This window comes from Xanthomonas arboricola, assembly GCF_002940665.1.
Taxonomy (GTDB): domain Bacteria; phylum Pseudomonadota; class Gammaproteobacteria; order Xanthomonadales; family Xanthomonadaceae; genus Xanthomonas; species Xanthomonas arboricola_B.
Map to the genome: position 1 here is coordinate 853,103 of NZ_MIGY01000002.1, position 20,855 is coordinate 873,957.

Consider the following 20,855-nt stretch of genomic DNA (forward strand, 5'->3'; position numbering starts at 1 on the left):
TTTTGCGTTGTGCACGACCAGGCAGCTGTCCGCACGCCGCTATGGACCGTGGGCAGCGTGAAATCGCACTTCACATCGTCCAGACCGGCCTGCGCCGGCACACCTCCAAAACCGCATTCAAGCGGGGTTTTCTAGGGATATTCCCCACACACCCCCACCGATCCCCTACCCCACATACACATGGCAGTCACGTGCCTGAGACCCGGCTTTACCAACCGGTCCAGCCTGCCTCAATGCAGCAGCGCTAACGCCGTTATCTGACCGACGCATCACACAAGGGATGACGTGCAACGCACTGCTCCAGCACTGCGCTGCATGCCACTCCATCCAACGGCACATTCGCTCAGGTCACTCCATGAACTCCTTCCTGCACCGCTTCAACGTCGGCAAGCGCCTTTCCCTGGCCTTCGGCGTCTTGATCCTTCTCTCCTGCGCGCTGGTGGCCGCCGGTCTGTACACGCTCAGCCAGGCGCGCGAACGCCTGGACACCATCGTCAACCGCAACATGGCGATGATCCAGTACGCCACCGACATGCTGGACGCCAATGCCACCATCTCGTTGAATCTGCGCAACATCGTGCTGCCGACCACTGCCGAGCAGAATCGCCAGTTCGGTGAAGTGATCGACGCCCAGCGCATCCGCTACAAGGAGCTGCGCGACAAGCTCTACGCATTTCCCGCCGACGCGCACGACCAGGAATTGCGCAACGCGCTGGATTCGACGCGCGAGCAGGCACTGGCGCATAACCAGCAGGTGCGCGAACTGGGCACCGCCGGCAAGGTCGACCAGGCCATGCCGATCCTGCTCGAACGCGCCGCGCCGGCCACCCAGCGCTGGCAGGATGCGATCCGTACCTACTCGGACGCGCAGCGCAAGAGCAGCCAGCTGGCCTACGACCAGGCCAATGCCTCGATGGCGCGTGGCCGCAGCATGCTGATCGGCGGCGGCCTTGCGGTAGTGCTGCTGAGCGCCCTGCTGGCCTGGACGATCACCCGCAGCCTCACCGGCCCGTTGAACCGCGCCACCCGTGCTGCCGAGGCGATCGCCGACGGCAAGCTCGATAACGCCGTGCACAGCGAGGCCAGCGACGAGACCGGCCGCCTGCTGCAGGCGATGGACAAGATGCAGTCGCAGGTGCGCAACCTGATCACCGCGCAGCTGGACATGGCCGAGCGCCACGACAGCGGCCACATCAGCTTCCGCATGGATGCCGACGCGTTCCCGGGCGACTACGGCCGCATGGCCGGTGACACCAACGCGCTGGTCGACAGCCACGTCCAGGTCACGCTGCGTCTGGCACAGATCATGGGCCGCTACGCGATCGGCGACCTCAGCGAGGATATGGACGCGCTGCCGGGCGAAAAGGCCAGGCTGACCGACACCATGGCGCAGGTGAAGACCAACCTGTCCTCGATGAATCAGCAGATCAAGCAGCTGGCCCAGTCCGCCGCCGACGGTGACTTCGGCGCACGCGGCGATGCGACGCAGTTCCAGTTCGATTTCCGGATCATGGTCGAGAGCCTCAATCAATTGATGACCACCGCCGATGGCAGCCTGCAGTCGCTGTCGGGCATCCTGCGGGCGATTGCGGCGGGCGACCTGACCGCGCGCATGGACGGCGATTTCAAGGGGGTGTTCGCACGGATGCGCGACGATGCCAACGCCACGGCGACCCAGTTGGCCGGCATTGTCGGACACATCCAGCATTCGGCCACCTCGATCAGTGCCGCTGCCAGCGAGATCGCCGCCGGCAATCAGGATCTGTCGCAGCGCACCGAGCAACAGGCCGCCAACCTGGAGGAAACCGCTGCCTCCATGGAAGAACTCACCTCCACCGTCAGGCAGAACGCCGAAAGCGCACGCCAGGCCAATCAACTCGCCATCGGTGCCGCCGGGGTGGCCTCGCAAGGCGGCGAGATCGCCAGCAAGGTGGTCGAGACCATGAGTGGGATCGAAGCCTCGTCCAAGAAGATTGCCGACATCATCTCGGTCATCGACGGGATCTCGTTCCAGACCAACATCCTGGCCCTGAACGCCGCCGTGGAAGCGGCGCGTGCCGGCGACCAGGGCCGTGGCTTTGCGGTGGTCGCCTCTGAAGTGCGCACCCTGGCCCAGCGTTCGTCCGCAGCGGCCAAGGAGATCAAGAGCCTGATCGACGACTCCGTGCAGCGTGTGGCCGACGGGTCGCAACTGGTGGATCAGGCCGGCAAGACCATGGCCGAGATCGTGGCCAGCGTGCAGCGCGTCACCAACATCATGGGCGAGATCTCCGCCGCCTCGCAGGAACAGTCGGCCGGCATCGAGCAGGTCAACCAGACCGTCACCCACATGGACGAAGCCACCCAGCAGAACGCCGCGCTGGTGGAAGAAGCCACCGCCGCCGCCCGGGCCATGGAAGAGCAGGCCCAGCAGCTCACCGAGGCGGTTGCCGTGTTCAAGATCGTCGAGCAGGGCCAAGCCGCGCCTCAGCCGTCATCGATGCTGGCTGCGCCGGTCAATGCACGCTTTGCCGCCCGCCCGGCCGCACGTGCCGGCAGCAACGCAGCGCCACGCCGCAGCACCGCAGGCACGGCCACAGCGGCAGCCACGGCAGGTCCCAGCGACTGGCAGGAGTTCTGAGCCCCACTGCAACACGTAACACGTACCAACCGCAGTCTCCAGAAACACCATTCGAGCGTAGTTGATTCGGTCAACGAATCTTGAGGGTCGCTTCCTAGCGAGGGAAGCGGCCCTTTTTTGTTACGGGCGTCGACAGGCGTCGGGCCACGCATGGCGGCGAAGCTGTCCGTCGGCACCCTGCCCGACCATGCACGGATTCACCGCCTGTCCCGCGATGGTGGCGGACAAGGGCCCGGCAGCACGGGCGCAGGTCCGCCGCTGCGGAACCGATCCATCCGCACCGTCCGGTCCCTCGGACCACCCCGCCCAAGGCGAACGAGGGTTCACGCTTTGGTCTTCTTTCAGCCGCCCTTAAGGATTCGGCGTCGCCGCCGATATCAAGGCGACGCCAGGACAACCGTTCCGACGTCTTCCCACATCTACTGTGCTTGTGCCCATGTCCCAAGGCGATACCTCAGAGCTGGACCACGACGTCGATCACCTTGCCGAAGGTGACGAGCGCTATCTGCTGCGCAACAAACGGCAGATCCGTGGCCTGCTGCGCCAGTTGCTCGACCAGCGTGCCATCGTGACCATGCATGTGGCCGGGCGCGACATGGCCGTGCCCACCGCCGTGCTCGAAGTGGATGAAGACGAGGACTGCGTGATTCTGGACGGCAGCCACAACGAGGCCTCCAACCGCGCCATCCAGGAGGCCAAGTACCTGCTGTGCTACGCACAACTGGAACGGGTCAACATCCGCTTCCGGCTGGAAACGCCCGACCGGCTGGAACGCGACATCCATGTCGCCTTCCGCGCCGACCTGCCCGAGGCGATGTACCACATGCAGCGCCGCGAGTCGTACCGGCTGGAAACGCCGATCACCGACTCGCCCATCTGCATCATTCGCCAGGACGAGGCACAGGGCGGCAATCTCAACCTGCAATTGCGCGTGATCGACATCAGCAGCGGCGGCCTGGCGGTCTCGCTCACCGACGGCATGCCCCTGCTCGAACCGCAGCGCACCTACCGCAACTGCACGCTGCAACTGCCCGACACCGCGCCGATCACCCTGCCGCTGACGGTATGCAGCCAGTACAAGCAGACCCTGCCCAACGGCAGCGAAGGCTTCCGGGTCGGCATGCAGTTCAGCGACCTGCCACGCGGTGCCGACGAGACCATCCAGCGCTACATCTTCCGGGTCGACCGCCAGCGCAATGCGCGCAAGAGCGGCGTGTTCTGAACCCACCCGCACCAGCCTCGGCGCACGGCTAAAGTTGCCCTGCACTGCGCCGATGTTGCTAGGGCAATCCTCATCCGCATGCTTTTTTATAGCTGCAATCCGACACTCAGCCGCAACGCCCGGAGTTTCCATGAACGACAAAAGCACGACCACCGGCACCGGTGGTGAATTCCTCAGCTTCGCCCTTGGCGAAGAACACTACGGCGTGGACATCCTGAAAGTGCAGGAAATCCGCGGCTACGACTCGGTCACCCGTCTTCCCGACGCACCGGACTACATCAAGGGTGTGATTAACCTGCGCGGCACCATCGTGCCGGTGATCGACCTGCGCCTGAAGCTGCGCCTGAAAGAAGCGCGCTACGACGCCTTCACCGTGATGATCGTGCTCAATGTCGAAGACCGCGTCGTCGGCATCGTGGTGGACAGCGTCTCGGACGTGATCCCGCTCAACGACGATCAGATCCGCCCCACCCCCGAATTCGGCGCCTCGGTCGATACCCGCTTCATCTCGGGCATCGGCACCCAGGACGATCGCATGCTGATCCTGCTGGATATCGAGACCCTGCTGGACAGCACCGAGCTCGGTCAGCAGCAGCTGGCCGAAGAAGCGGCCTGATCCAGACCATCTGGTGTCGGGAGCTTCCCGACACGAGACGCACAACGAAGTTGAAGTGAGATAGAAATCACGTTTTTCGGATTCAAGTTGAACGGCGGCTAGCCGATAGCTGAATAGAAGCCCGCGTACATAAACGGGTCACCGTTCGACTTTTGATTCTGGAGAATCCCAATGAAGTTCCTGCTCTCGCTCCTCCCCGTCGCTGCTCTCGTGATCGTTGCTCCCACGCTGTCGGCTCAGTCGCAGGAAATGATTCCGCCGGAAATGGCGACCCGTTTCGTCGGCAAGGACGGCATGGTGTGCGGCAAGGTCGAAAAGGCCAAGTACGCCCAGAGCTCGGAAGGTGAACCCACCTTCCTGTACATGGGCGGCATGTTCCCGCGTCACACCTTCTCGGCCCGCATCGACGGCGCCAACCGCGGCAAGTTCAGTTTTGCCCCGGAATCCCTGGAAGGCAAGGACGTCTGTGTGCTCGGCAAGATCCAGCGCGACAGCTCGCGTGCCGAAATCGAAGTCAGCTCGCCGGCCAGCCTGAAGTTGGCCACCATCAAGTAATCGCCTAGCAGATCGCCACGCCCTCGCGCGTGGCGATCTGCTGTTTGCGGTTATGCGCACTGACTTCTACCGGGGAATCGTGTCAATGCAATGGATCAACAATCTCAAATTGATGCCCAAGCTGATGCTGGCGTTCGGCATCGTGCTGCTGATCATGCTGGTGCAGGGCATCATCGCCTATGCGGGTCTGGCATCGCTCAATAACGTCACCCGCGACCTGGCCGGCAACACCATGTCCAGCGTGCGCGAAGCAGGCGATCTGCGCGGCATGCTCGGCGAATATCGAAATGCGTCCTATCAAAATCTGGTGCGCGCCAGCGACTCGGTCAAGCAGGAAGCCAAGGTCCGCGCCAAGCGGCTCAATGGCGAAATCGAGGCCACGATCAAGGGCTATCCCCGCCTGATCGAGAGCCCGCAGCAAAAGCAGCTGTTTGCCACCTTCGTTGCGGATTGGAAGAAGGCCTCGGCCTCTTACGAAAGCGTCGACGAAATGCTGGAACTGAACCTGCCTGACGACGCCGTCGATACCTTCGTTGGCGAAACCAGCGCACTGCATGCCAAGGCACAGGCATCGTTGGCCGCATTGATCGCCGAAGACAACAAGTTGGCGCAGGCTGCCAAGAGCAAGGCCGAAAAGGTCCATGCCACCTCGGTCTCGTTGACCGTGCTGGTGCTGCTGATCGGCATCGCCGGTGGCCTGGGCCTGGCATTCCTGTTCGCACGGTCCATCGTCAAGAGCATGCGCGGCGCGGTGTCCACTGCCACCGAAATCGCCAGCGGCAAGCTCGACGGCCAGATCAATGTGCAGGGCCAGGACGAAGTGGGCGAACTGATGCGCTCCATGCACCGGATGCAGCGCGACCTGAAGGAACGCATCGAACGCGACAAGAAGATCGCCGACGAAAACCTGCGTATCCGTACCGCACTGGACAAATCCTCCACCAGCACCTTCATCACCGACACCGATCGGATCATGATCTACGCCAACGAGGCGTTCCAGAAGCTGGTCACGCATTACGAAGGCAGCATCCGTCTGTCCTCGCCCGAGTTTGAGGCCAGCAAGATCATCGGTCAGCACATCAGCTATCTCGGCCTGCCCGAAGCGACCGTGCACAAGGCCATCGCAGCGCTGGAACGCGACGGCATCACCAGCTTCGAGGAGCGTTACGGCGAGTTTGTGATGATGCAGACCGTCACCGTCATCAAGAACGAGCAGGGCGAGAGCACCGGCGATGTCTGTGAATGGCGCGATCGCACCATCGAGGTCCAGGTCGAAGAAGAAGTCGCCCGCATCGTGCGTGCCGCCGCCAGCGGCGACATGAGCGGCCGGGTGGAAACCGATGGCAAGCAGGGCTTCTTCCTGCAGCTGGCCCAACAGCTCAACGGCCTGCTGGATGCCAACGCCGCCAGCCTGGAGCAGATCTCCGCATTGCTGTCGGCGTTGTCGCGCGGCGACCTGACCGTGCGCATGCGCGGCGAATTCAGTGGCGTGTTCGCGCAGATGCGTGACGATGCCAATGCCACCGCCGAGCAGCTTTCCGACATCGTCGGGCGCATCAAGGTCTCGTCCACCGCGATCAACTCGGCTGCCGGCGAGATTGCCTCCGGCAACAGCGACCTGTCGCATCGTACCGAGCAGCAGGCGGCCAACCTGGAAGAAACCGCCGCCTCGATGGAGGAGCTCACCTCCACGGTCAGGCAGAACGCCGAAAGCGCCCGCCAGGCCAACCAGCTCGCCATCGGCGCCACCGGCGTGGCCTCGCAGGGCGGCGACGTGGTCTCGCAGGTGGTCACCACCATGTCCGGCATCGAGGCCTCGTCCAAGAAGATCGCCGACATCATCTCGGTCATCGACGGCATCGCCTTCCAGACCAACATCCTGGCCTTGAACGCGGCGGTGGAAGCCGCCCGTGCCGGCGAACAGGGCCGCGGCTTTGCCGTGGTCGCCTCGGAAGTGCGTACGCTGGCACAGCGTTCGGCCGGCGCGGCCAAGGAGATCAAGGGCCTGATCGACGACTCCGTGCACAAGGTGGCCGAGGGCTCGGCACTGGTGCGCAAGGCCGGTGCCACCATGGCCGAGATCGTGGCCAGCGTGCAGCGTGTCACCGACATCATGGGCGAGATCTCCGCCGCCTCGCAGGAACAGTCGGCCGGCATCGAGCAGGTCAACCAGACCATCACCCAGATGGACGAGACCACCCAGCAGAACGCCGCCCTGGTGGAAGAAGCCACTGCGGCCGCACGCTCGATGGAAGAGCAGGCCGGCCACCTGGCCGAAGCGGTGTCGGTGTTCAAGCTGGACGAGCCGGCTGCGCCGGCCGCGCCGGCTGCACGCGCCCGCCCGGTCGCCTCGCGCCCGGTTGCGGTGACGCCCGCAACCAAGCCGGCCGCGCGTGCGGCGGCCACGCCATCGCGGCCGGCCAAGCCGCAGGCCGCCCTGGCCGACGGCAACTGGCAAGAGTTCTGATCCAAGGGTTGTCCCCGCAAAGCCCCGGCACTGCCGGGGCTTTGCGCATCTGCAGCCAGCGCAGTGCGCAGCGCCGCGCATTGGCCTCGCCCGCTACCCCGCCAACGCGGTTGCAGGCGCCAGATGCGACCCTGCCCCCGCAAGACACCGATTAGTGCTTCAGTTGCATGACCACGTGGCCGATATCCAGTCATAGCTCACGACGCTTATGGATATGACGACCACCTCGACTCCCGCTTCAGACACACGCGAATTTGATTTTGGCGACCGCGATTTCAAGCGCGTCTGCGACCTGATCTATCAGCGTGTCGGCATCGCCCTGGCTCCGGCCAAGCGCGACATGGTGTATGGCCGGCTGTCGCGTCGTCTTCGCGTGCTCGGTCTGCGCTCCTTCCGCGACTATCTGGACCAGCTGGAAGCAGGCACCGACGAAGAGGAATGGCAGGCGTTCACCAACGCGCTGACCACCAATCTGACCTCGTTCTTCCGCGAGCCGCACCACTTCGACAAACTGCGCGAAGAACTGCAAAAGCGTGCCTCGCAGGCGCCCTTGAAGATCTGGTCGTGCGCGGCCTCCACCGGTGAGGAACCCTACTCCATCGCCATCACCGCCTGCGAAGCCTTCGGCACCTTGACCCCGCCGGTCAGCATCGTGGCCACCGACGTCGACACCCAGGTGCTGGAAACCGCCTCGCGCGGCGTCTACGCCATCGACCGCGTCGCCTCGCTGGACGCATCGATCAAGCGCAAGTATTTCCAGCGCGGCAGCGGCCCCAACGAGGGCAAGTGCCGGGTCATCCCTGCGTTGCGCCAACTCATCGAATACCGCCAGCTGAATCTGCTGGCACCGCGTTACGACGTCGGCGGCCCGTACGCGGCGCTGTTCTGTCGCAACGTGATGATCTATTTCGACAAGCCGACCCAGCGCGGCATCCTGTCGCGTCTGGTCAGCCACATGGGCGATGACGGTCTGCTCTACACCGGGCACTCGGAGAATTACCTGCACGCAGCCGACCTGATCCAGCCGTGCGGGCGCACGCTGTATCGGCGTGCGCCGCGCGCCGGAGCCGCCACATGAGCACCGCCGTGCAGGTCGACGATGTCATGCGCTACCGCGACTCGCGGTTCCAGACCATCACCGCCAAGCTGCTGCCCACCCAATACCTGGTGGTGGACGACGACACCGCGTTGACGACCACCTTGGGATCGTGCGTTGCCGCCTGCCTGCGCGACCCTGTCCTGAAGATCGGCGGCATGAATCACTTCCTGTTGCCGGAAGGCCAGGTCGGTGACGGCGCACCCGCGCGCTACGGCAGTTATGCGATGGAGTTGCTGATCAACGACATGCTCAAGCGCGGCGCGCATCGCAAACGCATCGAAGCCAAGGTGTTCGGTGGCGCCAACGTGCTCAAGGGCTTCACCAGCAATCCGGTCGGCACCCGCAATGCCGAGTTCGTGCGCCAGTACCTGCAGGCCGAGCACATTCCCATCATTGCCGAGGATCTGTGCGGCATCCATCCGCGCAAGGTGTGGTTCTTCCCGACGACCGGACGCGTGGTCGTGCAGCGTTTGCCGCATGCACACGAAGCCGAAGTCGCCGCCGCCGAATCGGCCGTGCGCGCCCGTCTGTCCAAAGCACCGGTCACCGGTGGAGTGGAGTTGTTCGAATGACGCTGGAAACCCCTGTGCGTGTATTGATCGTCGACGACTCGGCGGTCGTACGCCAGATGCTGACCGAAATCCTCTCGCGCGATGCCGGCATCGAGGTGATCGGCTCGGCCGCCGACCCGATCCTGGCGCGCGAAAAGATCAAACGCCTCAATCCGGACGTGATCACGCTGGATGTGGAAATGCCGCGCATGGACGGCCTGGTGTTCCTGGAAAACCTCATGCGCCTGCGCCCCACCCCGGTGGTGATGATCTCATCGCTGACCGAGCGGGGCGCCGACACCACCTTGCAGGCCCTGTCGCTGGGCGCGGTGGATTTCGTCTCCAAGCCCAAGATCGACGTCGCACGCGGGCTGGAAGGCTATGCCGAGGAGATCGTCAGCAAGGTCAAGATGGCCTCCAAGGCCAAGGTCAGCGCGCTCAATCGTCCCAGCGCGCCCAAGGTCACCCTGGACATGCAGTCGGCACCGGTGCCGGGCAGCGCGCTGCGCTTTCGCACCACCGACCGCCTGATCGCCATTGGTGCTTCGGCAGGCGGCACCGAAGCCCTGCGCGTGGTACTCGAGCACATGCCCGCCGATGCACCGGCGGTGGTGATGACCCAGCATCTGCCGGCCAGCTTCAGCACCGCCTTCGCCGAGCGCCTCAATCGCCACTCGGCGATGTCGGTACGCGAGGCCAGCGATGGCGAGGCGATCCTGCCAGGCCATGCCTACCTGCCGCCCGGCGGCCAGCATCTGCGCATCATCCGCGACGGTGCGCGCTGGCGCTGCCGCATCGACGACGGCCCACCGGTCAATCGCCACAAGCCGGCGGTGGACGTGCTGTTCCGCTCCGTCGCTGCCAACGCCGGCCCGAATGCGGTCGGCGCCATCCTCACCGGCATGGGCGACGACGGCGCACGCGGCCTGCTGGAAATGCTGCAGGCCGGCGCGCCCACGCTGGTGCAGGACGAAGCCAGCAGCGTGGTCTGGGGCATGCCCGGTGCCGCCTATAAACTCGGCGCCGCGCAGGAAGTGGTACCGCTGGACCGCGTGGCCGAGCGCCTGATCGCGCTGTCGGCGCAGGCGCGCTGATCCGGCATGAAGTCCCGCCCCCCGCACCCGACCGAACAGGCGGCGGCTCCCGGCGTCGCGGATGCCGCGTCGCCGGTGACGGCGGATGCGCGGGCAGATCACCCGCTCATGCCCGGGACGATCAAGGCCGGCCCGATCACCGCCGGCATGACCAGGCCCGACGAACATCCCGACGCCACGCGCTCGCGCCTGCTGGCCGAAGCGCTGGACGGCAGCAGCAGTGCGATCCTGATCTGCGATCTGCAATCGCGCCTGCTCTATGCCAATGACGGCTTCCAGCGAATGTTCGGCTATACCGAGGCCGAACTGGTCGGCAAGCGTCCCTCGGACGTGCTCACCCGCGCGCAAAGCGACCAGGACGAGGTGGCACGCATCCGCGACCGCGCTGACGCCCTGCAGCAGACCCAGGCCGACCTGCTTGTGTATCGCAAGGACGGCACGCCGCTGTGGATCTCGCTCAACTTCAATCCGATCTACGACGCCAGGCATCTTCCCTCGCATTACGTGGCGGTGCTGACCGACATCACCGACACCAAGATGCATGAAGTGCTGCAGCACCGCGTGCTCGAGGCGCTGGTGCAGGAGCGGCCGCTGATCGAGGTGATGACGCTGATCTGCACCGAGGTCGAGCGCATCGCGCCGGACGTGCTGGCCACGGTCATGAGCGCGGACAATCAAGGCTGCCTGCATTCGCTGGCCGCACCCAGCCTGCCGCCGGAATACGCCGATGCGGTCAACGGCTTGAAGATCGCGCCGGGTGCAGGCGCCTGCGGCACGGCCGCCTGGCGCGGCCGGCCGGTGATGGTGGAAGACATCGCCACCGACCCGCTGTTTGCGCAATTCCGCGAACTCTTGCTGCCGATGGGCTTGCGCGCGTGCTGGAGCACGCCGATCCGCTCCAACAGCGCACGCGTGCTCGGTACCTTCGCGCTGTACTACCGCAAGGCGCAGCGTGCCGATGCCTGGCACGTGCGCCTTACCGATCTGTGCCAGCAACTGTGCACGCTGGCGCTGGAACGCGAACAGATCCGTCAACGCGTGCATCAACTGGCGTTCTACGATGCGCTGACCGGCCTGCCCAACCGCATCATGTTCAGCGCACGTGCCGAGCAGGCCCTGACGCAGGCCGAATATGCCGGCGAACCGGCCACGTTGATGTTCATCAACATCGACCGCTTCAAATTGATCAACGACAGCCAGGGCCATGCCGCCGGCGACGGCCTGTTGCGCGACATCGCCCTGCGCATCGGCGAACAGCTGCCCGCCACCGCCATGCTGGCGCGCCTGGCAGGCGACGAATTCGCACTTGCGCTGCCGCAATGCAGTGCCGAGCAGGCCAGTGCCGCCGCAGAACGGGTGCTGGGCACCATTGCCAGGCCACTGCCGGTCGGGCACATGACCGTGCATCCGTCCGCCAGCATTGGCGTGGCGATGTTTCCCGAGGACGGGCGCGACATCAACATCCTGCTGCGGCATGCCGATCTGGCCATGAACCGCGCCAAGCAGGAAGGCGGCGGACGCTTCCGCTTCTTCAGTTCCGACATGAATCGCATGGCGCAGGAGCGCGTTGCGCTGGAAGCGGAGCTGCGCCAGGCCATCGGCCGCGATCAGCTGCAGCTGCACTATCAACCGCAATTGCACAGCGCCGCGCCGCACGCGCTGTACGGCGTGGAAGCATTGTTGCGCTGGAATCATCCGCAACTGGGCGCCATTTCGCCGGCGCGTTTCCTGCCCGTGGCCGAAGAGCAAGGCATGATGCCGCAGCTCAACGATTGGGTATTGCGCAGCGCCTGCCGGCAGATCGCCGATTGGCGCACGCGTGGTGTGCCGGTGACGCGGGTGTCGGTGAATCTGTCGGCGAGCAGCTTCGAAAGCCCGCGCATGCTCAGCGACCTGCTGCGGCTAATCGCCGAGACGGGCGCGCAGCCCTCCGACCTCACGCTGGAAATGACCGAGAGCGTGATGCTGTCCGGGCAGCCTGGCGTGCTGGAGAACCTGCATGCCATCCGCGAAGCAGGTATCTCGTTGTCGCTGGACGACTTCGGCACCGGTTATTCCAGCCTGAGCCACCTGCATCGCCTGCCGATCGACGAACTCAAGCTGGACATGAGCTTCGTGCGCGACATCGAACACAGCGAAGACGCCCGCGCCCTCACCACCTCGGTGCTGCGCATCGGCGAGCATCTGCGCAAGCACGTGGTTGCCGAAGGCGTGGAAAACGAGGCGCAGCGCCTGTTCCTCGCCGACCTCGGCTGCGAAGTGCTGCAGGGCTATCTGTTTTCGCGACCATTGCCGGCGGCGGCGCTGGAAGCCTGGTTGGGCACGCAGCCTTAAGGCGGCTCACGACACCCCGTCGTGGTCGTCAGGCTTGCGCTGATAGCGTTTTACGCTCGCATCAGCAGGTCGAAGCAACCTGCCAAAAGACAAAGCATCCGATCTGGTGCTTCGGTGCAGCGCCCTTGCCCGCCCACCGTCGCAGGACACGCCGCAAGTACATCCGTGTAGGCTCTTACGCGGCATCCATGCCGCGTAAGGTCCCGCGACGCTGAGCGAGCAAGGACCAGTCGAGATGGTCGGTATGCATGGCAAGAGCAGGAACGGCAGTTGGCGGGTTAGATGCAGCGGTGGTTCCGTGGACCTTGTGTGATCTGGCCGACGTGGTCTGATTTCCAAAACTTTCCGTCGAAGACGGGCCGCAAGTGGATTGGGTTTGCCCTTATCGCTAAGTAGCCATGCACATATGCGTGCAGGCGACAAAGCCGTTGCGTTAAGCACCTCGCTTAAGTCATCTCGCTTTTGCGGTTGCATCAGCGCACGACCAACTTAGGAGGCGTGATGTCCTTACCGGTTCCGGGACCCTTGGCGGCATGGATGCCGCCAAGGAGCCTCCACGGACGGATTCACGGCGTGTCCCGGAAGTGGTGAGGGCATCGCGTCCTCGACCAACCGGCTTTGCTGGTTTGAAACGGCAGACAGAGCTCAAAAGCAGGTTGTCCTGAGCTCAGGCTGCACGCTATGGAAGAAGCGAACACAGCGCACCTGATCTGGCGCTTCGATGCAGGGCCCTTGCCCGCCCACCATCGCAGGACACGCCGCAAGTACGTCCGTGTAGGCTCTTACGCGGCATCCATGCCGCGTAAGGTCCCGCGACGGTGGGCGGGCAAGGACCAAGTGAAGTGATCGGTGCTCATGGTTGCAAGCAGCGCCAAGTGAGGTGGCCGGTGCTCATGGTTGCAAGCAACGCATGATGTCGTTCTGATCGCCAGATCAGCAGCACATCATTAGAGCGATGCCTGTGCCTGGACGCTGCCTTCAGGCGCGCGCCTTTCCATCCGCGTCGAATCCGATGCCACGGTGCGCTTCAACCAACCCAGCAACTGCGCGGTGACGAACGCCGGATTCTCCAGTGATGCGATATGCCCGGCATCGGGGATCAGCTCGTAGTCGCAACCGATCACCTCGGCCATCAGCCACAGCTCTTCGGGCGGGCGCGGAATATCGTCTGCGCCGCCGAGCAGGAAGGTGCTGGCCGGATTCAGCGCGGACATCGCCTCCAGGCGATCCGCGCGCCCGAAGATCAGCCGGCCCAGCGGCACGATGGATGTACGCAACTGCTCGGCCGACATCGCCGCCAGACGCTGCGCAAACGCAGCCGGCAGTGCGGAATTCAGATCGATGCCGGGGCGGAAAAAGATCGGCACGATCGCCTCGATCAACGCAGGCGTCACCTGCCCGGCCGCTTCGATCGCATCGAGCAGACCGAAATAACGCGTTTGCGTGGCCTGCGGCTCGGCACCCAGGAAGGTATCCATCAGCACCAGGCTGCGCACGCGCTGCGGTGCCAGCAGCGCCAGCTCGGCGCCCCACATGCCACCGACCGACAGGCCGACCACCGCGCATTGCGGCAGTTCCAGCGCATCCAGCAACAGCAGCATCTGCCTGGCAAGATCGCCAACCGTCTGTGTGACCGCTGGCAGTGCCGCCGATTGCCCGTGCCCCCACAACTCGGGAACGATGACCCGATAGTGCGGCGAAAGCGCCTGGATCTGCGGCTCCCACATGGCCGCGTCCCAGAGATAACTGTGGCCAAGCAACACCGGAAACCCTTGACCGTATTGTGCGTAGTGCAGCGTTTGACCAGCGATCGTGCAAGTGGGCATTGGAGATCAATCAGAGCGATGGGAGCGGCGCCACTCTAGACCTCCGGACTTCAGATTTTTGTTGCAATGCGATAGCCGAGTTAACTGCGATTGCCTTAACTTCCGACATTACGCAGCCAAAATGAAGTCATCGCCCGAATAACGAAAAACGCCCGGCATTGCCGGGCGTTTTCGAACAGGTGATCAACCAACTGGATCAGGCAGCGACGGTATCGGCCACGTCCTGATATTCCTGGATCTGATCGAAGTTCATGTAGCGGTAGATCTGATCGCCACTGGTCTTGATCACGCCCACATCGGCCATGTACTCGTCCTTGGTCGGGATGCGGCCCAGACGCGAGCAGATCGCCGCCAGTTCCGCCGAACCCAGGTACACGTTGGTATTGCGGCCCAGACGATTCGGGAAGTTACGCGTGGAGGTGGAGAACACCGTGGCGCCCTCGCGTGCCTGCGCCTGGTTGCCCATGCACAGCGAGCAGCCCGGCATTTCCATGCGTGCACCAGCCGCGCCGAAGGTGCCGTAATGGCCTTCCTTGGTCAGCTCGGAGGCGTCCATCTTGGTCGGCGGCGCAACCCACAGACGGGTCGGGATATCGCGCTTGCCTTCCAGCAACTTGGCAGCGGCACGGAAGTGACCGATGTTGGTCATGCACGAACCGATGAACACCTCGTCGATCGCCGCACCGGCCACGTCGGACAGCGTCTTGACGTCGTCCGGGTCGTTCGGGCACGCCACGATCGGCTCGTGGATGTCGGCCAGGTCGATCTCGATGACGGCTGCATATTCGGCGTCGGCATCGGGCTGCAGCAGCTGCGGATCGGCCAGCCACTCTTCCATCTTCTTGATGCGGCGGCCCAGCGTGCGCGCATCGGCATAGCCTTCGGCAATCATCCAACGCAGCAGGGTGATGTTGCTGGTCAGGTATTCGATGATCGGCGCCTTGTCCAGGTGCACGGTGCAACCGGCCGCCGAACGCTCGGCCGAGGCATCGGACAGCTCGAACGCCTGCTCCACCTTCAGGTTCGGCAGGCCTTCGATTTCCAGGATGCGGCCGGAGAAGATGTTCTTCTTGCCCTGCTTGGCCACGGTCAGCAGACCGTCCTTGATCGCGTACAGCGGGATCGCGTTGACCAGGTCACGCAGGGTCACGCCCGGCTGCATCTCACCCTTGAAGCGCACCAGCACGCTTTCGGGCATATCCAGCGGCATCACGCCGGTGGCGGCGGCGAAGGCCACCAGGCCGGAGCCGGCCGGGAACGAAATGCCGATCGGGAAACGCGTGTGCGAGTCGCCACCGGTACCGACGGTGTCGGGCAGCAGCATGCGATTGAGCCAGCTGTGGATCACGCCATCGCCCGGACGTAGCGACACACCGCCACGGGTGGAGATGAACTCCGGCAAGGTGTGGTGGGTCTTGACGTCGACCGGCTTCGGATAGGCCGCGGTGTGGCAGAACGACTGCATCACCAGGTCGGCCGAGAAGCCCAGGCAAGCCAGGTCCTTCAACTCGTCGCGGGTCATCGGGCCGGTGGTGTCCTGCGAGCCCACCGAGGTCATCTTCGGTTCGCAATAGGTGCCCGGGCGCATGCCCTGGCCTTCCGGCAAGCCGCAGGCGCGGCCGACCATCTTCTGCGCCAGCGAGAAGCCCTTGCCGGTGTCCGGCGGGTCCATCGGCAGGCGGAACAGGTCAGAGGCCGGCAGGCCCAGGAACTCGCGCGCCTTGGCGGTCAGGCCGCGGCCAACGATCAGCGGAATGCGGCCACCGGCGCGCACTTCGTCGAACAGCACATCCGACTTCATCGCGAACTCGGCGATCACCTGCCCGTTCTTCAGCGCCTTGCCGTCATACGGACGCAGCTCGACCACATCGCCGTGCTCCATCTGCGACACGTCCAGCTCGATCGGCAACGCGCCGGCGTCTTCCATCGTGTTGTAGAAGATCGGTGCGATCTTGCTGCCCAGGCACACGCCACCAAACCGCTTGTTCGGAATGAACGGAATGTCTTCGCCGGTCCACCACAGCACCGAGTTGGTCGCCGACTTGCGCGAGGAACCGGTACCGACCACATCGCCCACGTAGGCGACCAGATGGCCCTTGTCCTTGAGATCGGCGATGGCCTGGATCGGGCCGCGCTTGCCGTCTTCTTCCGGTTCGAAGGCCGCGCCATCGCGGGCGTTCTTCAGCATCGCCAGCGCGTGCAGCGGGATGTCCGGGCGCGTGGTCGCATCCGGGGCCGGCGACAGGTCGTCGGTGTTGGTCTCACCCGGCACCTTGAACACGGTGACGGTCATGCTCTGCGGCACTTCCGGCTTGCTGGTGAACCACTCGGCATCGGCCCAGCTCTGCAGCACGGCCTTGGCATGCGCGTTTCCGGCTTCGGCCTTTTCCTGCACGTCGTGGAACGCGTCGAACACCAGCAAGGTGTGCTTGAGCGCTTCGGCGGCGGTGGCGCCCAGCTCGGCGTTGTCGAGCAGATCGATCAGCGGCTGGATGTTGTAGCCACCCAGCATGGTGCCGAGCAGCTCGGTCGCACGCGTGGGGCTGATCAGCGCGGTCTTCTCGGTGCCGAACGCCACCGCGGCCAGGTACGAGGCCTTGACCTTGGCGGCGTCATCGACGCCGGCCGGCACGCGCTGGCTGAGCAGCTCGACCAGGAACTCTTCTTCGCCCGCCGGCGGAGCCTTCAGCAGCTCGATGACCTCGGCGGTCTGCTGCGCGGTCAGCGGCAGCGGCGGGATACCGAGCGCGGCGCGCTCTGCAACGTGGTGGCGGTAGGCTTCCAACATGCGGATTCTCCGAAAGACAACAGTGAATGTGTAGACGCGAAACGTGGATCAGCTTGCGGGTTTGGGAACAACGATCTTCAAACCCTTGAAGTAGTCGCGGAAAAAGCCCTCGTCGCGGGTGATCAACCCGTCGCACTGGAGCATCGCGTGGGCACCGATCAGGAAATCGGCCACCACCCGCTCGCGCTTGCCGCCGCGCGCGCGGAAGCGCTTGTTCATATGGCCGGCGCGCACCGCCGCCGCTTCCTGGGTGGCTTCGTAACGCACCCCGATCGAGGCCAGGGTTTCCATCAGGTCGACCTGGGTGTCGAGCATGGCCAGCACCTCGGCCACCACCGCATCGCAGACCACCACCTCGTCGCGCGCCAGCGCATCGCCGATGCAGATCTCCGACACCTCGCCGTAGACCGCATCGCCGACCAGGATGTCGAGCAGCACCGAGGAATCCAGGGCAATCATGGGTCGAACGGATCCCCGGGGGCGCGGCCGCGGATGGCGCGCATCGCCTCGTCGGTGCTGGTCAGCCCGTCGACCAGCTTGAACTTGCCGCGCACCTTGCGCAGCGCCTCGCTGACGTCCTTGCGCAGGATGATGCGCCCGCCGTCGAGCTCGATCTTGAGCGTGGTGCCCTTGGTCAGGCCCAGGGCATCGCGCACGGCCTTGGGCAGCGTGATCTGCCCGCGTTCGGCAACTGTGGCTTCCATGGAGGTGGCCCCGGGAGAAAGTATGCGCCGATTTTACATACTTGACTTGTCGTACTCAAGGCCACATACCCTGTCCTGCAACCGAACGTACACACTGAATTGGTCACACTGTTCCAAACAGACCTACAGCCTGCAGCCATAGGAGTGATGCATGAGCGATTCCTTTTCCACCCGCACCTCGTTCGAGGTCCACGGCAAGCGCTACGAGTACTACAGCCTGCCGAAACTGGGCGAGCGCTTCGATATCGGCCACCTGCCCTATTCGATGAAGATCCTGCTGGAGAACCTGCTCCGGCACGAGGACGGCGGTGTCACCGTCGGCAAGGACCATATCGAAGCGGTCGCCAAGTGGGACCCCACCGCCGAGCCCGATATCGAAATCGCCTTCATGCCCGCCCGCGTGGTGCTGCAGGACTTCACCGGTGTGCCATGCGTGGTCGACCTGGCCGCGATGCGCGATGCCGTGGTCAAGCTCGGCGGCAAGGCCGACCAGATCAACCCGCAGATTCCCTCCGAGCTGGTCATCGACCATTCGGTGCAGGTGGATGTGTTCGGCTCGGCTGACGCGCTCGACCTCAACGGCAAGATCGAATTCCAGCGCAACCAGGAGCGCTACGGCTTCCTGCGCTGGGGCCAGAAGGCATTCGAGAACTTCAAGGTGGTGCCGCCCAATACCGGCATCGTCCACCAGGTGAACCTGGAAAACCTGGCACGCGTGGTGATGAGCGCGGACAAGGACGGAAGGCGGATCGCCTACCCGGACACCGTGTTCGGCACCGACAGCCACACCACCATGATCAACGGCATCGGCGTGCTGGGCTGGGGCGTGGGCGGTATCGAGGCCGAGGCCGCGATGCTGGGCCAGCCCTCGTCCATGCTGATTCCGCAGGTGGTCGGCTTCAAGCTCGGCGGCAAGCTGCCCGAAGGCGCCACCGCCACCGACCTGGTGCTCACCGTCACCCAGATGCTGCGCAAGGCCGGCGTGGTCGGCAAGTTCGTCGAGTTCTACGGCGACGGCCTGCAGCACCTGCCGCTGGCCGACCGCGCCACCATCGGCAACATGGCACCGGAATACGGCGCCACCTGCGGCATCTTCCCGGTCGACGAAGAATCGCTGACCTATCTGCGCCTGTCCGGCCGCAGCGAGGAGCAGATCGCCCTGGTCGAAGCCTATGCCAAGGCGCAGGGCCTGTGGCACGACGCCAACACCCCGCCGGCCCAGTACAGCGCCACGCTGGAGCTGGACATGGGCGAGGTCAAGCCGTCGCTGGCCGGCCCCAAGCGCCCGCAGGACCGCGTGCTGCTGGAAGACATGCAGTCCAACTTCCGCGAGAGCCTCAAGCCGTTCGTGGACGCGCGCAGCAAGCGCCTGACCGACATCAAGCAGGAAGACCGCCTGAAGAACGAAGGCGGCGGTGGCACTGCAGTCGGCGCCAAGGCCGCGCAGGCCGAGAGTTCCACCGACAGCGGTGCCGGCTGGCAGCTGCGCGACGGCTCGGTGGTGATCGCCGCGATCACCTCCTGCACCAACACCTCCAACCCGGCAGTGATGCTGGGCGCCGGCCTGCTCGCGCGTAACGCGGCGGCCAAGGGGCTGAAGGCGCAGCCATGGGTGAAGACCTCGCTCGGGCCGGGCTCGCGCGTGGTCACCGATTACCTGAGCAAGGCCGGCGTGCTCGCCGATCTGGAAAAGCTCGGTTTCTACGTGGTCGGCTATGGCTGCACCACCTGCATCGGCAACTCCGGCCCGCTACCGGACGATGTCTCTGCGGCGATCGCCAAGGACGACCTGGTGGTGTCTTCGGTGTTGTCGGGCAACCGCAACTTCGAAGGCCGCGTGCATCCCGAAGTGAAGATGAACTACCTCGCCTCGCCGCCGCTGGTGGTGGCGTATGCGATCGCCGGCACCACCGACATCAACCTCACCACCGACCCGCTGGGTACCGGTAGCGACGGGCAGCCGGTGTATCTGCGCGACATCTGGCCGAGCAACAAGGAAATCGGCGACACCATCGCCGCCACCGTCGGCCCGGAGATGTTCAAGCAGAACTACGCCGACGTGTTCAAGGGCGACAGCCGCTGGAACACCATCGCCTCCCCGGATGGCGCGCTGTACGCATGGGACGCGGCCTCGACCTACATCAAGAATCCGCCCTACTTCGACGGCATGACCATGCAGGTCGGCCATGTCGAGGACGTGCACGGGGCGCGCATCATGGGCCTGTTCGGCGACTCGATCACCACCGACCACATCTCGCCGGCCGGCAACATCAAGAAGGATTCGCCGGCGGGCCGCTTCCTGCAGGAACGCGGCGTGCAACCGGCCGACTTCAACAGCTACGGCAGCCGCCGCGGCAACGACGACGTGATGGTGCGCGGTACGTTCGCCAACATCCGCATCAAGAACCTGATGTTCGGCGGCGAAGAAGGCGGCAACACCCTGTACTACGGAAAGGACGGCGCGGCGCCTGAAAAACTGGCGATCTACGATGCGGCAGTGAAGTACAAGGCCGACGGCGTGCCGCTGGTGGTGCTGGCCGGCAAGGAATACGGCACCGGCTCCTCGCGCGACTGGGCGGCCAAGGGCACCAACCTGCTCGGCGTCAAGGCGGTGATCGCCGAGAGCTTCGAGCGTATCCACCGCTCCAACCTGGTCGGCATGGGCGTGCTGCCGCTGCAGTTCCTGGAGAACGAAAATGCGCAGACGCTGGGCCTAGATGGTTCGGAAGTGCTGGACATCACCGGCCTGCAGGACGGCGCCAGCCGCCGTGCCACCGTGGATGCCAGAAAGTCCGACGGCAGCGTCAAGCAGTTCCAGGTCAAGGTGCTGCTGCTGACGCCCAAGGAAGTGGAGTACTTCAAGCACGGCGGCCTGCTGCAGTACGTGCTGCGCCAACTGGCCGCACGCAAGGCGGCCTGATCGCAAGGCGCGCTGCGCCATTGGCTCGAAAACACTCCCGCCGCCTGGCGGGAGTGTCG

General features: G+C 64.7%; 14 protein-coding genes. 10 read left to right on the top strand and 4 right to left on the bottom strand.

The window, feature by feature from the left end; all coding sequences use genetic code 11:
• Window positions 1-355: 355 nt before the first annotated feature.
• The 9 genes from XarjCFBP7645_RS10830 to XarjCFBP7645_RS10870 all read left to right on the top strand — a co-directional run bounded on the left by XarjCFBP7645_RS10830 (window position 356) and on the right by XarjCFBP7645_RS10870 (window position 12,558).
• Complete coding sequence (locus XarjCFBP7645_RS10830) at window positions 356-2,620, top strand: methyl-accepting chemotaxis protein (protein WP_104537489.1); 2,265 nt, start codon at window positions 356-358, stop codon at window positions 2,618-2,620.
• 436 nt (window positions 2,621-3,056) lie between these two features.
• Complete coding sequence (locus XarjCFBP7645_RS10835; protein WP_181126288.1) at window positions 3,057-3,842, top strand: flagellar brake protein; 786 nt, start codon at window positions 3,057-3,059, stop codon at window positions 3,840-3,842.
• 130 nt (window positions 3,843-3,972) lie between these two features.
• On the top strand, window positions 3,973-4,458 hold the full coding sequence (locus tag XarjCFBP7645_RS10840) for a chemotaxis protein CheW (protein ID WP_016904902.1): 486 nt from the start codon (window positions 3,973-3,975) through the stop codon (window positions 4,456-4,458).
• Between the two features lie 171 nt (window positions 4,459-4,629).
• On the top strand, window positions 4,630-5,013 hold the full coding sequence (locus tag XarjCFBP7645_RS10845) for a hypothetical protein (RefSeq protein ID WP_005993867.1): 384 nt from the start codon (window positions 4,630-4,632) through the stop codon (window positions 5,011-5,013).
• 85 nt (window positions 5,014-5,098) lie between these two features.
• Window positions 5,099-7,480 carry a methyl-accepting chemotaxis protein gene (locus XarjCFBP7645_RS10850; protein WP_047125435.1) on the top strand — a complete coding sequence of 794 codons (2,382 nt, stop codon included), beginning with the start codon at window positions 5,099-5,101 and terminating at the stop codon, window positions 7,478-7,480.
• 208 nt (window positions 7,481-7,688) lie between these two features.
• Entirely contained in the window at window positions 7,689-8,558 is an 870-nt protein-coding gene (locus XarjCFBP7645_RS10855) for a CheR family methyltransferase (RefSeq protein WP_104537492.1), read from the top strand.
• A complete protein-coding gene (cheD, locus tag XarjCFBP7645_RS10860; protein WP_024937701.1) occupies window positions 8,555-9,151 on the top strand; it encodes a chemoreceptor glutamine deamidase CheD in 597 nt (198 codons plus the stop codon). Before XarjCFBP7645_RS10855 ends, cheD begins: the two co-directional genes overlap by 4 nt.
• Entirely contained in the window at window positions 9,148-10,224 is a 1,077-nt protein-coding gene (locus tag XarjCFBP7645_RS10865) for a protein-glutamate methylesterase/protein-glutamine glutaminase (protein WP_047125438.1), read from the top strand. The genes cheD and XarjCFBP7645_RS10865 overlap by 4 nt, the downstream gene beginning before the upstream one ends.
• 6 nt (window positions 10,225-10,230) lie before the next feature.
• On the top strand, window positions 10,231-12,558 hold the full coding sequence (locus tag XarjCFBP7645_RS10870; protein ID WP_104537493.1) for a sensor domain-containing protein: 2,328 nt from the start codon (window positions 10,231-10,233) through the stop codon (window positions 12,556-12,558).
• 947 nt (window positions 12,559-13,505) lie between these two features.
• Here XarjCFBP7645_RS10870 and XarjCFBP7645_RS10880 read toward each other — a convergent pair.
• The 4 genes from XarjCFBP7645_RS10880 to XarjCFBP7645_RS10895 all read right to left on the bottom strand — a co-directional run bounded on the left by XarjCFBP7645_RS10880 (window position 13,506) and on the right by XarjCFBP7645_RS10895 (window position 17,876).
• Complete coding sequence (locus XarjCFBP7645_RS10880; RefSeq protein ID WP_258079543.1) at window positions 13,506-14,384, bottom strand: alpha/beta fold hydrolase; 879 nt, start codon at window positions 14,382-14,384, stop codon at window positions 13,506-13,508.
• 196 nt (window positions 14,385-14,580) lie between these two features.
• Window positions 14,581-17,172: a bifunctional aconitate hydratase 2/2-methylisocitrate dehydratase gene (gene acnB, locus XarjCFBP7645_RS10885; protein WP_104537495.1), complete on the bottom strand. Its 2,592-nt coding sequence runs from the start codon at window positions 17,170-17,172 to the stop codon at window positions 14,581-14,583.
• Window positions 17,173-17,220: 48 nt separating this feature from the next.
• Window positions 17,221-17,631: a type II toxin-antitoxin system VapC family toxin gene (locus XarjCFBP7645_RS10890; protein WP_039515076.1), complete on the bottom strand. Its 411-nt coding sequence runs from the start codon at window positions 17,629-17,631 to the stop codon at window positions 17,221-17,223.
• A complete protein-coding gene (locus XarjCFBP7645_RS10895; protein WP_016903180.1) occupies window positions 17,628-17,876 on the bottom strand; it encodes an AbrB/MazE/SpoVT family DNA-binding domain-containing protein in 249 nt (82 codons plus the stop codon). The genes XarjCFBP7645_RS10890 and XarjCFBP7645_RS10895 overlap by 4 nt, the downstream gene beginning before the upstream one ends.
• 151 nt (window positions 17,877-18,027) lie before the next feature.
• Here XarjCFBP7645_RS10895 and acnA point away from each other — a divergent pair, with 151 nt between their 5' ends.
• Window positions 18,028-20,796, top strand: coding sequence for an aconitate hydratase AcnA (gene acnA, locus XarjCFBP7645_RS10900; RefSeq protein WP_104537496.1), 2,769 nt, complete (start codon window positions 18,028-18,030; stop codon window positions 20,794-20,796).
• The last annotated feature ends 59 nt before the right edge of the window (window positions 20,797-20,855 follow it).